The organism is Anaeroplasma bactoclasticum (genome assembly GCF_003550015.1).
Lineage (GTDB): Bacteria > Bacillota_I > Bacilli_A > Acholeplasmatales > Anaeroplasmataceae > Anaeroplasma > Anaeroplasma bactoclasticum.
Genome location: NZ_QXEV01000021.1, coordinates 17,952 through 31,036, shown reverse-complemented (window position 1 = coordinate 31,036; position 13,085 = coordinate 17,952). Strand labels below are relative to the sequence as shown.

General features: G+C 30.9%; 12 protein-coding genes and 1 pseudogene. 2 read left to right on the top strand and 11 right to left on the bottom strand.

Features of this window, described 5'->3' with window-relative positions:
- The 9 genes and pseudogenes from EI71_RS07650 to EI71_RS07610 form a co-directional block, all read right to left on the bottom strand.
- Positions 1–457 (bottom strand): annotated as a pseudogene (locus EI71_RS07650) (hypothetical protein); the annotation flags it as partial.
- Positions 458–669: 212 nt separating this feature from the next.
- Positions 670–972 carry a thioredoxin gene (gene trxA / locus EI71_RS07645; protein WP_119016667.1) on the bottom strand — a complete coding sequence of 101 codons (303 nt, stop codon included), beginning with the start codon at positions 970–972 and terminating at the stop codon, positions 670–672.
- Between the two features lies 1 nt (position 973).
- Positions 974–1,555: a tRNA (cytidine(34)-2'-O)-methyltransferase gene (locus tag EI71_RS07640; RefSeq protein ID WP_119016666.1), complete on the bottom strand. Its 582-nt coding sequence runs from the start codon at positions 1,553–1,555 to the stop codon at positions 974–976.
- A complete protein-coding gene (locus EI71_RS07635) occupies positions 1,545–2,294 on the bottom strand; it encodes an HAD hydrolase family protein (RefSeq protein WP_162849875.1) in 750 nt (249 codons plus the stop codon). Before EI71_RS07635 ends, EI71_RS07640 begins: the two co-directional genes overlap by 11 nt.
- Positions 2,287–3,594: a 30S ribosomal protein S12 methylthiotransferase RimO gene (gene rimO / locus EI71_RS07630; RefSeq protein WP_119016664.1), complete on the bottom strand. Its 1,308-nt coding sequence runs from the start codon at positions 3,592–3,594 to the stop codon at positions 2,287–2,289. The genes EI71_RS07635 and rimO overlap by 8 nt, the downstream gene beginning before the upstream one ends.
- 17 nt (positions 3,595–3,611) lie before the next feature.
- A complete protein-coding gene (locus tag EI71_RS07625) occupies positions 3,612–5,456 on the bottom strand; it encodes a hypothetical protein (protein WP_119016663.1) in 1,845 nt (614 codons plus the stop codon).
- A 12-nt stretch (positions 5,457–5,468) separates the two neighbouring features.
- Positions 5,469–5,915 carry a D-aminoacyl-tRNA deacylase gene (gene dtd, locus EI71_RS07620; RefSeq protein ID WP_119016662.1) on the bottom strand — a complete coding sequence of 149 codons (447 nt, stop codon included), beginning with the start codon at positions 5,913–5,915 and terminating at the stop codon, positions 5,469–5,471.
- Entirely contained in the window at positions 5,915–8,107 is a 2,193-nt protein-coding gene (locus EI71_RS07615; protein WP_119016661.1) for a RelA/SpoT family protein, read from the bottom strand. Before EI71_RS07615 ends, dtd begins: the two co-directional genes overlap by 1 nt.
- A gap of 41 nt (positions 8,108–8,148) precedes the next feature.
- Complete coding sequence (locus EI71_RS07610) at positions 8,149–8,670, bottom strand: adenine phosphoribosyltransferase (protein WP_119016660.1); 522 nt, start codon at positions 8,668–8,670, stop codon at positions 8,149–8,151.
- Between the two features lie 150 nt (positions 8,671–8,820).
- Between EI71_RS07610 and EI71_RS07605 the strand changes: the two genes are divergently transcribed.
- Complete coding sequence (locus EI71_RS07605) at positions 8,821–10,053, top strand: replication-associated recombination protein A (protein ID WP_119016659.1); 1,233 nt, start codon at positions 8,821–8,823, stop codon at positions 10,051–10,053.
- Here EI71_RS07605 and EI71_RS07600 read toward each other — a convergent pair whose 3' ends face one another.
- Both EI71_RS07600 and EI71_RS07595 read right to left on the bottom strand, forming a co-directional pair.
- On the bottom strand, positions 10,054–11,781 hold the full coding sequence (locus tag EI71_RS07600) for a ribonuclease J (RefSeq protein ID WP_119016658.1): 1,728 nt from the start codon (positions 11,779–11,781) through the stop codon (positions 10,054–10,056).
- A gap of 160 nt (positions 11,782–11,941) precedes the next feature.
- On the bottom strand, positions 11,942–12,271 hold the full coding sequence (locus tag EI71_RS07595; protein WP_119016657.1) for a CBM20 domain-containing protein: 330 nt from the start codon (positions 12,269–12,271) through the stop codon (positions 11,942–11,944).
- A gap of 165 nt (positions 12,272–12,436) precedes the next feature.
- Between EI71_RS07595 and recU the strand changes: the two genes are divergently transcribed.
- The gene (gene recU / locus EI71_RS07590) at positions 12,437–13,066 is read left to right on the top strand and encodes a Holliday junction resolvase RecU (RefSeq protein WP_119016656.1); all 630 of its coding nucleotides are present in this window, start codon (positions 12,437–12,439) and stop codon (positions 13,064–13,066) included.
- Positions 13,067–13,085 lie beyond the last annotated feature (19 nt).

Below are 13,085 nucleotides of genomic sequence, written 5' to 3'. Positions count from 1 at the left end.
CATTCTTATAAAGAATTCTATATGGAAGGCTATAATTACATTCTAAATATTCTATTTTATTTCCATATTTATCGATTAATGTATATAAATCTCTTCCAGGGTATGTATAGGATATATAAGAATCTGTTTCTAAATTCATATTATTATATCCAGAATAATGATCTATCATTCCATCTGGATTATGAATATAAAAATCATTCCCATTCTTATATAGTGTTGGGAAGTAATTTAATTTAGCTCCCCAAAATACTCCACCACTACTTCTTAATTGATAATTATAGATAAGAATTGGTGACATAATATGTACACCAATAGTATTCAATGTAGGGATTTGAATTAAGATATTGGAAGCAGATGGACATAGATTAATTGTAACATTTAAAGAACCTATTTGGTGTGTAACACTCTCTTGGTAATTCCTTAATCCTTGGTTTAAGTTTACTGACATATTATTCATCTTCTTTCTATCGTATTATTTATTAAATTATAACCTGAAATTAAAAGTAAGAAAAGATTATGGATAGTATTTATCTTTAAAAATCGAAAAAAATCTCCCTTAGGGAGATTCAAACATAAATAATACATCCTATACTTTCTTTGAAAATTGAACATATGTGTTGTGTTTTAGAGTAATACAGGAAAAGCTCATGACACTTAGTGTCAAGCTTATTATTTTAAGCTATTGATCCATTCAACTATTTTTTCTTTTGGCATAAAGCCTACCTTTTTGCCTAAGATTTTACCATTTTTAAATGCGATTAGGGTTGGAATGTTTTGAATACCATAAGCCATAGAAATTGCTTCTTCAGTATCTACATCAACCTTACCAACTGAAGCAATACCAGTTTCATTAATCTCTTCTAAGATAGGCGCAAGCATTCTACATGGTCCACACCAAGTAGCAAAGAAGTCTACTAATACTACTTCATCTTTAGAAATGAATTCTTTAAAATTATTTGCATCTAATACCATATTAATTATCTCCTTTATGATCATATTCTCTATGAATGATATCTAATTCTTTTAAATCTAGATCATCAATAAAGTTTTCGCCCTTCATTGTGTCAGGTTCATGTGTTACAACGATTGTATCATCATTAATTGCTTCTGATGCTAAGAATAGCATAATTGCTGCACAATTCGATAAATTTAAGCTTCTTATTTTATCTGTTGTAGGAATTCTATAGCAATCCTCTAAATTATCCTTTAATATGTCATATGCAATTCCTGTAGATTCAGCACCAAAGACTAGATAAATATCATTATCCTTAGAATCCTCTTTAAAATTGATAGTTGATGGGGATTTATGTCCATAACGAGTTAAATAATAAAATTTACCTTTATTTTTACTTTTAAAATCATCCCAATTATCATATGCTTCATACTCTAAATAATCAAAATAATCTAGAGCTGCTCTTCTCATTCTTGCTTCATCAAGCTTAAAGCCTAATGGTCTTATTAAATGAAGCTTTGCGTGAAATCCTACACAGCTTCGCATAATATTTCCTGTATTTTGAGGAATTTCAGGATGATATAATACAACATTAATCTTCATATTTTAAATACTCCTTAATTGCATAAGAAATGCCATCTTCTAGTGGGGCTTTTGTTATAAAGGATGCGATATCTCTAACCTCTTTAGGCGCAGATGGAACTACAATAGAAATATCTGCTTCTTTAAGCATTTCTATATCATTATAATTATCACCAAATGCGATAATTCTTGTATTTGGATATTTATCCTTTATAATCTTAACTGCGCTACCTTTAGACACATTATGGCTTATAACATCAAAGCCTAAAGGCGCTACTTTTACAAAATCTAATTCAGGGAATATATTTAGATCTAGTTTTTCTGGATAATATGTATATACACCTAAGGAATAGCATTCTTCCAAAAATACATCACTTGGTAATAATCTTGCAGCATCTACATTAAAATAATCTGCAAATTCCATAAATATTTTATGATCTTCTATTCTAGCATAGTGATATTCATTTAAAATAGCTACATGATATCCCATATCCATAAGTCTTCTTATAGCCTTTTTATCAATAGGATTCTTATAAATAATTTCATTTGATACAGCAATATAGCCACCATTATTCATGATGGCTCCATCAACTTCTATTTTAGATAATACTCCATCTAGCTGAGCTTTACATCTGCCAGTTGCAAGTAATACCAAATCACCTTTTTTTCTTATTGTTTTAATGATATCCTTTGCAGATTCTGGAATTATCCCATTAATAGATAGTGTTCCATCGATATCAAATAAAAATATATTATTCACACTGTTCACCAGTTAAGGAATAGGAATCACAATCCATAATTTTAACCTTAACTCTTTGTCCAAGCTCTAGCTCATAATGTGCTGCAACAAAGATTGCACCATCCACTTCATCTGGGGCATAAGCATAGCTTCTTGCAACATACATGAATGATTCTTCATCATATCCAATAATAAAGGCATCCTCAATTACTTTACCAATCATTGCCTTATTCTTTTCTAAAGCAATGTTAGCTTGAGCCTCCATAACTCTTTCGTATCTTTTTTGCTTAACCTCTTCAGGAATAATATTTGGATAATGTGTTGCGGCTGTACCTTCTTCTAAGGAGAAGGTAAATGCACCTAGACGATCAAATTTAACTAAATTCATAAAATCAATTAGATTATCGATATCCGATTCCTCTTCATATGGAAAACCAACAATTAAAGTAGTTCTTATAATTGCAGAAGGTATTTCTTTTCTAATCTTATTAAATAAATTTAGCATATATTCTCTATTTCCTCTTCTTACCATCTTCTTTAAAATATGGTCTTCAGAATGCTGAATAGGAATATCAAAATAAGGCATTACCTTATCATTATTTTTAATAAAATCAATTAATTCATCAGATACGATATCAGGATATAAATATAATAGTCTAATCTTAAAATCTCCAGGAATTTTAACTAGCTCTTTTAAAAGTGGAACAATCATATATTTATTATCATATAAGTCATATCCATATTTAGTAGTATCCTGAGAAATTAAATTAATTTCATATACACCCTGTGCTACTTCATTTTTAACTTCTTCTACAATAGATTCTATTGTTCTACTTCTTAGAGTTCCTCTAATTAATGGAATTGCACAGAATGCACAATGGTTTTGGCATCCTTCAGATATCTTAATATATCTCATATAGGATGGAGTAGAATAAATACGATTTAAAGGAGAAAACTCTCCTCTAATCTTATAGCTAGAATTACAAACACTAGAAACAATATTTGCAATATCCTTATATTCATCAATGGTTACAAAGCGGTCTACTTCTGGTAATAGCTTTGCAATTTCATCCTTATATCTTTGAGGAAGACATCCAAGTGCAATAAGCTTTGCGCCATTTTCTTTGTAATCTGCCATTTGAAGAATTGTATCTATTGCTTCTTTTCTTGCAGGCTCAATAAAAGCACAGGTATTAATTAATATTAAATTAGCTTCTTCAGGTGACTTTACTAATGTAATATCATTTTTGCAAGCACCTAATATCATTTCTGTATCTACCTGGTTTTTTGCACAGCCAAGGCTTATCATATAAACGTTCATAAATATCCCCTATCCAATTACATAACCAAAACAACTGCTGTACATATTGCAAGTACAGTTATTGAAAATAAAACACTCATAATAGCATTCTTTTTCTGAAAAATCATTCCAAATAGAATACCAAATATTAATCCTAGGGAAGATACAAGAATACATTCTGTATCTGTAACCTTTAAAGAAAACTGTCCTAGTGAAGGTATTAGTACAGTAATAGATGCAACTAAGAATAAAGCTAAAAAGCTTATTGCTACACCTAAACCAATTTGTACAAAGAATGTAGGTAAAGAGAATGCCTTAAAGGATTGCTTCTTTAAGGATTCCTTTTCCTGATTATATAAAATCTTTTCTTCAGGATAAAAATCCTTAGGATTAATATTATTTACTAAATTATCATATTTCTTTAATGAATATTGACTCTTCTTATTAGAAAGCATAGTTAAGCCTCCAGCTAAGAATAATAATACCATTAAGCCTAAAGTAATATATAAAGAGTAAGAATTAAGAATAATGCCATAGTTTGAAGCAAGGCTTCCTATCTTACCACTACCTGTATTTAAGAATTTATAAAATACAACCATAAGAATTATTGGAATTAATAATAATAATCCAATAATAATAGATACATTGGAAAATCCATATTGGCCTAAAAGATTCTTTTTTTGACGTTTAATATCATATTCCTTCTTCTTATCCTCTGGTAATATTAATTCTGGTGCATCATTAGATACATCATCTAGTGAATCTATATTTCTAGATTCTTCAATAACCTCACCAGTTAATGGATTAACCTTCTGCCCTACTTCTGGATGCTCTGAATATAATTTTACAACCTTACCCTGCATATAATCTTGACAAATATATGTTTTTGCATATGGTTTATTCAAATCATATTTTTCTGCATCATATTTCTTTTTAACAGAAATTAAATCATTCTGATAAGCAGATACAAAGTATAAATAATTTACATATAATCTTTTAGAAATATCCATATAGTTATCAAAAGAAATAGATGAAATCTTTCTAGCTTGAATTTGATCCTTATAGCTATCATATTCCTTTTTAATTTCAACAAATCTCTTATGAATCTTTAAAGCCTTTGGCTTATAGTCATACTTATCAAAATTATCTACCATCCAAAAGAAGAATGAACCATCAACGATTCTTCTTAAATATTCTTCTTCTGTTTCTCTTGTCTTATTTAAAAGCTTTAAGGAAAAGAAGGTTGGGTTTTCATCATTTACTGCTTCAATAACATCTGTGAATCCTGCCTTATGAGCTAAGGATATTAAGAAGGATTCACTAGATGCAAGGCTTGAGAATCTTCTAAAGCATTCCTCACCATTAATAGCAATACTTCTTACCTTACCATCTAAGGATTCCTTTGTTTCATATCCATAGTATGCAACTAAATATTTATAAGTGAATGGATTTCTAAAGTTTCTTTCAATTGCACGAGAATGGCTACAAAGCTTAGGGTCAGCACCCTGTGCTCTAAATGTTTTAGTGATTCCTCCATCCTCTAAGAATGCAAATAAGATATTATTCGCAGGATCTGGGTTTTCTCTTAATGCCTGTAAATAGGTAAGTAAATCCATTTTTACACCTGCAATAATAATTTCTTTATGCTCACTCATTTCAAAAATCATAAAAGTTAATGCATTACTTTTATATTTTGTTTCCGCTAAAATATTGATATATCTTTTCACTTTACTTCTGTCACTAATTCTACTTTTAATAAATTTAATTAGTTCCTTTGTATTGTTATAGATATCTTCCATACCTAAATCAAAATTTTCTATATATGCTTTACATAAGCTAGATAGGTCATCATAGCTATCTTGGTTAAAAACATATGGTGTCATAATTTCCCCCTTTTATAGATCATCTGTATCTAACAAAATAGTTACAGGTCCATCATTTAAAAGTTCTATTTTCATATCCGCCCCAAAGATTCCAGTTTCCACATGTAAGCCTGAATCTCTTAACATTTTAACGAATAAATCATAATACTCGCTTGCCTTATTAAACTCCATTGCATCCGTAAAGCCAGGTCTATTTCCCCTCTTACAATCGGCATATAAGGTAAACTGACTAATTGCAAGTATAGACCCACCTACATCTAAAAGTGATTTATTCATTTTTCCATTTTCATCTTCAAATATTCTCATACCAAAAACCTTTTTTTGGCATTTTTCAAGTTCAGCTAAGGTATCTGTAGTCTTAAATCCGATTAAAAGCATAAAGCCTTTATCTGTTTTACCTGTCACCTTACCATCAATTGTACAAGAAGAATATTTTACTCTTTGAATTAAAACTCTCATTAATGGTTATCTCTTTCGATATTATAAATATATTTAATCTTTTTTAAATTAACTATCATCTTTTCAAGTGATAATAGGCTATCTGTCATAACCTTAAGCTTAACTACAGCTTCTAGGTTTGAATTTTGGTTTGCGTTAATTGCCAAAATAGACATACCCGATGCGGATACAGTATTCATAATTTCTACTAATAAATTCATATTCGCTGTAGCTTCAATCTTAATAGAAACAGGATACTTTCTTCCTGGGTTTGTTGCCCAAGTAAGTGGGATTAATCTTTCCTTTTGGAAATTAGAAATATTGTTACAGCATAAATTATGAACAACAATTCCATTACCCTTAGTTACATATCCAACAATTTCATCACCTGGTACTGGGTTACAGCATGAACCAAGCTTTAGCTGAGGATTTGTTAATCCTTCTACTACAACACCAGTTTCACTGTTGGTAGTCAATATTCTTTGACTTCTTTCAATTTGACGTGAAATTGCTTCTTCGGTTAATTTTGCTTGATCGTTTGTACCTAAATATTTCGATACAACGGTTTTAGCAGATAAATTATTTTTAGCAACCTCTAAATATAGGTCATCTACCGTATTGATATTATTTTTTTGGAATGCTTTTTGGGCAAATTCATTATCTAAATCATAGCTTATAATCTTTTGATTTCTAAACTCATCATCAACAAGCTCCTTACCCTGAGCTAACAAGATATCATGATTTTGCTTATTCAAGAAGCTTTTAATCTTATGTCTTGCGTGAGTAGTTTTAGCTATTTTTAGCCAGTTTTCCGAAGGTCCAAAGGAATTCTTATTTGTCTTAATAGAGATAATATCTCCAGTTTTAAGCTCATAATCAAGTGGTACAATATGGTTATTTACCATAGCTCCTACTGTCTTATTACCAATATTGGTATGAATCTTATAAGCAAAATCTAGTGGAGTTGCACCCTTAGGTAGGTCAACAACCTCACCCGTTGGAGTATATACATATACTGTTGTATTTAATAAATCCTCTTTTACAGTTTCTACATATTCTTCTGCAGATGCACTTGCTGCATTTTCTTCTTCAGAGAATTTTAATAAGTCTCCATACCACTTTAGGGTTTGGGCAATTTCAAATTGCTCTCTTTCCTTAGAGTATTCTACATTTTCCTTATATGCCCAGTGAGCAGCGATACCATATTCAGCAATCTTATCCATTTCCTCTGTACGGATTTGTACTTCGAATGTAAATCCATCATTAGAAATAACTGTTGTATGTAATGACTGATACATATTTGGCTTTGGAACTGCAATATAATCCTTAAATCTCTTTGGTACTGGAGTATAATTTGCATGAATTAAGCCTAATACCTGGTAGCATTCACCAACAGTTTTTACAATAACACGAATCGCAAGAATATCATAAATATCCTTAAAATCCTTTTTCTGGTTTACCATCTTTTTATAGATAGAATAAATATTTTTAATTCTACCTTTAATTTGATAATCTGTTAAACCATTTTCACCTAAGACTCTTTTAATTTCTTCTATTGTATGATCTACATTAGACATACGTGCTGAAGAATCATTTTTGATTTGAGTCAAGATTTTATTATACATTTCATTATCTACGTATCTTAAGGATGTATCCTCAAGCTCGGCTTTGATACGGAACATACCTATCTTATGAGCTAAAGGAGCATAGATTTCTAATGTTTCTCTTGCTATTCTTCTTTGCTTTTCTGGTGGTAAAGCATTTAATGTACGAATATTATGTAATCTATCGGCAAGCTTAACAACGATAACTCTAATATCTTTTGCCATAGCTAGTAGCATATGCTGATGATTTTCTACTTGTTTTTGTTCTAGGCTTACAAATTTAATTTGACCAACCTTAGTAACACCATCAACAATTTCAGCTACATCATCGCCAAATTCTCTTGCGATATCTTCTTTTGTTGCAGCTGTATCTTCAACAACATCATGTAATAATCCAGCACATATTGTTGCAGGACCTACATGTAATTCAGCTAAAATACATGCAACATTTAAAGGATGGATGATATATGGTTCCCCTGATTTTCTAAGTTGCCCATTGTGCAAGCTTTCTGCAACATCCCATGCCTTTCTAATCATTGCTTTTGATTCTGGTTTTCTGATATATGTAGAGAAGATTTTTTCAAGCTCCTCAAATGTAGTTGCCATCATCACAAGAACCACCTCCTTATCCTTAATGTCTATGATATGGCTTATTCGCCTTCAAATTCAATTAATGTTTTAACAGGGTAATCCTTTAATACTTCCTTACCCTTTAAATCAACTAAGTCAATAACAAATGCAAGACCTACAACCTTTGCACCTGTCTTTTCACATAGATGTGCAGCAGCAAGTGCTGTACCTCCGGTTGCAAGTAAATCATCAATGATTAATACCTTATCACCTTTCTTAAGTGCATCCTCATGGATACATAAAGTATTTGTTCCATATTCTAAGGAATACTCCTCAGTAATCTGGGCTCTTGGTAGCTTACCTGGCTTACGAACAGGAACAAAGCCTAATCCTAATTTAGCTGCAACTGGTGCACCAAATAAGAATCCTCTAGCCTCAGGACCAACAATAACTGTTGCCCCCATCTCTTCTGCAAAGCTTGCTAATTCTTCTATTGTTTGCTTAAAAGCCTCTCCATTTTCAAGTAATGTAGTTATATCACGGAACATAATTCCTTCCTTAGGAAAGTTAGGAATAGTGACAATTGTATCTTTTAAATTCATTGAATCATACCTCCAAATTCAAAAATATATAATATTATATCATAATATTTTATATTCGAAAAGTTTAAACCGAAATTTTAAAGCATTTTCAAAGCGATTTGTAGCATATTTTATATAAGTATGTTAGAATAAATCTTAGAGGTGAGACTTGTGAAACCATTAGCTTATAGAATACGTCCAAAAACATTTGATGATATTATTGGTCAAGACCATTTAGTTGGTAAAAAGGGTGTAATAACAAAAATGCTAGAAAATAAAACATTATTTTCTATGATATTATATGGACCAGCAGGATGCGGTAAGACATCTATCGCCTCTATTATTGAATCTTACTATCCATTATCTAGCTTTTCCTTTAATGCTTCTATTGATTCTAAACAAAAGCTTAAAGAAATTGCTGATGCAACAAAATTCTATGAATCTACAATCTGTATTATTGATGAAATTCATAGAATGAAAAAGGATGTTCAGGATTTTTTATTACCTTATGTAGAATCTGGTGCATTAACTATTATTGGATTAACAACAGAAAATCCTTATAGAAGTATAAATCCTGCAGTAAGAAGCCGTTGTCATATTTATAGAATGAATGAAATAAATAAGCATGATGTTGTTCTTCTTTTAAAGAAAACAATAAAAGATGAAGGCTTAAAGGAAATGGGTGATGATATATTAGAATATATCGCAACCGTATCCTCTTGTGAAATTCGAAGTGCTCTAAATATGCTTGAGATTGCAAATATGCTAGATCAAGAGGATTTAAATTTAAATAATGTTTCCAATCTAATTGGAAAAAAAGCTCTTCAAATTGATGAAGAGGGAGAATATTATTATGATTGTGCATCAGCCATGATTAAATCCATTAGAGGATCTGATCCGGATGCCGCACTTCATTATCTTGCTAGATTATTACAAACAGAGGATTTATTATTTATTACTAGAAGATTATTGTGTAGTGCTTATGAAGATATTGGCTTGGGAAACCCTAATGTAGGGCCTAGAGTTTATGCAGCCTGTGAAGCTGCATTATCCTTAGGGCTTCCAGAGGCAAGGCTTCCTTTAGCCTATGCTGTTGTAGATTTAGCAACAAGCCCTAAATCGAATTCTACTTATTTAGCTATTAATGAGGCTTTAGCGGATTTAGAAACCTTAACCTCAATGAAGATTCCACCACATATTTTAAATAAAGAATTAAAGAGTGGTAAATATGAATATAAATACCCTCATGATTATTATCATGATTATTGCCACCAACAATATATGCCAGATACTTTATTAGGTAAAAAGTATTATAATCCAAAGGATACAAGCTCTTATGAAAAATCCATTAAGGATTATTTAGATTTTTTGAATAAGTTAGAAGATAAAAAGCGAGAAAATTAATTAATTCTCGCTTTTTGCTTCTTCTATAGTTACTTTATTTACCATATCTAAATCTGTAGATATTAATACAGGAATAATGATAGGGCTTCTTTTAGCTTCTTTATAGATATAATGAGAAATCTCATTTTTTAAGCCAGTTTTATATTCACTCCAGTTAATAAATCTAGAGCATAAATACTTTTCAGAAACTAAATAGAATAATTCTTTAATTTTAGATATTAAGGATTCATTATCCTTTGTATGAGTGAATCCCTTAGTTACTACCTCAGGACCTAAAATAATAGTTTTTGTTCTTGGGTTGATATTTGCTGTAATAAGGATTACACCATCCTGAGCTAAAAGCTCACGGTCTCTCATTACAACCTCACCAACATCCTTAAATGCCTTACCATCAATTAATACTTCGGCAACCGGTACATCACCTATAACTCCAACATATTTACCATCTTGGAAGGATAGGATATCTCCTTGATCTGGAATTAATATATTTTCATCTGTATAGCCAATACAATTTGCAACAATTCTTAAGGCATATTGATGTCTATATTCACCAATAATAGGAATAACATATTTAGGCTCTAAAATATTAATCATTTCTTTTATTTCTTCTCTATTTGCATTAATTTGAGGCAATAATGTTTGATTAAATTCCATTACCTTAGAAGTAATATGATAAATGATATCTAAAGTTTTAGATGCCATTTTTTCTGTACCAATGGTTGGAGGTGTTAACACTAATACTGTATCATTTTTAGTTAAATGAATTAATCTATCTACACCCTTAGCCATTCTTTGTAGCATAAAGAAAGGCTCATGGCGATTACCAGTAACTAGGATAACTAAATCCTTATCCTCATTGGTAATACCATTCTTTTCATCAATAAATTTTAGATTAGCAAAATTCTCCTCTGGGATATTTAAATATCCTAAATTAATAGCTTGAGCTACCATTTTTTGAGTTTTTCTACCGATAACTGCAATCTTTCTTCCATAGCTAATTGCAATATCACAAATTTGCTGAATTCTTAGAATATCCGAAGAATATAAGGAGAATATTAATCTATCATTGCTTTGATTAAATACATTCTTAATTCTAGTTTTAAACTCTAAAATAGTACCTCTAGATTGCTCATTATTTGCACCTAAGGATTCTGTTAATAATGCTAATACTCCTTCTTTAGCAAATACAGCTAAGGAGCGGAACATATGAGCATAATCAATATGGGAATTTTGGTCAAAGTTATAATTACTTGTATAGATGATATAGCCATCTTCTGTTTTTAGTGCTATACCAAAGCTTTCAGGTAGGTTATGAGATACTTCAAAAAAACGAACAGTAATATCACCAAATTTAAGCGCAGTTTTCGCTGTTACAACCTCAAGCTGGGCTTCTTTGAAATCATTTGTATCATCCTTTAAAATATCATTTAATACTGCAATAGTATACTTAGAACCATATATTCTTAAATCAGGCTTTTCCTTTAATAAATGCACAACTCCACCAATATGGTCCATATGTGCATGAGATAAGAAAAGTCCTTGAATTCTATCTTTATTCTCAGATAAATATGTTAAATCATTAACGACAATATCAACACCATAAGAATCCTGGCTTGGGTATTTCATACCACAATCCAAAACAAAAATCATATTATTGACATCAATGACATATAAGTTTTTGCCGTCCTCTTGTACTCCTCCAAGAGCAATAAAGTTCACCTTACTCATAATAAAAAATACTGCCTTTGCTCTATTTAGGCGACCTCCTTCTTCTATTTTAAGAATCGTATCTTAATTAGCCTTATTATACATCGGTTTTATAGATTAAACAATAGCTATATCGAAAACAAAAGGCACCGAAGTGCCCCTTCCATTTGTTGCGTTAAGATTACTTGCCGAAGTGGTCAACGCCAACTTCAACTACTAAGCCCTTAGTTGCTGTGAAAGTATGGTTTTCTAGATCTTCGTTCCAGATTCCCTTCTCAACAGCTTCCCAATCCTTAGCAGCTAAAACCTTAAACTCAACTACAGCATCTGCATCAAACTTCTTAGAAGCTTCGAACTTGCCATCTACAGCCTTTAAAGCTACAGCCTTCTTAGCATCCCAAGCACCAAGGCTTTCTGTATTACCTACAACAAAAACCTTCTCAGCGTTTGCAGTTACTGAAATCTTTACTGTTACCTGTTGTGTAGCAGTAGTTGTCTTCTTTGCAGCCATTTTTCAATCCCTCCTATTACCTATAAGTATAATACGATTTTTTTATAGTGGAATATGGTAAACGTTTCCCAATATTTGCATGAAACGTTTACAACAGCGTTTTTTTGCAAGAATTACCACTTTTTCCCTAACTTTTTTTGTGTTAAAATGGATTTGGTGATATAAATGGCATTAAATTTTCCTAATAAAAAGGTAAGAAATCAATCAAATTTACCTGTGACAAAGCAAATTAAACAAAAAGCCTCTAGTAAAGATACAAACCTAGCTAAAGCTAATTTAGGTATGGATTTAGAAGGGTTAATCAATGAATCTAATGAATATTATTTAAATAATGATTATGCCGTCATTCATAAAAAGCCAACTCCAGTTCAAATTGTTAAAGTAGAATACCCTATGAGAAGTAAGGCAGTGATTACAGAAGCTTATTATAAGACTCCTTCTACTACGGATTATAATGGTATATATAAGGGGAAATATATTGATTTTGAAGCAAAGGAAAACCATAATAAAACAGCTTTTCCACTTTCCAATATACATCCACACCAAATGACTCATTTAGAATCTATCATTAAGCATGGTGGTATAGGATTTTTAATTGTATCTTGGAGCTATTATAATGAATATTATTTATTACCATTCGAAGTAGCGAATGAATATTGGGTAAATGCTAAATTAAAGGATGAAAGAAAATCCATTCCCTATTCTGTATTTAAAGAAAGAGCCTATTTAATTAAAGAAGGCTATTTACCAAGATTAAATTATTTAAAAACTGTTGATGAAGTATTCTTTAAGTAGAATACTTTTTTATTTTCTA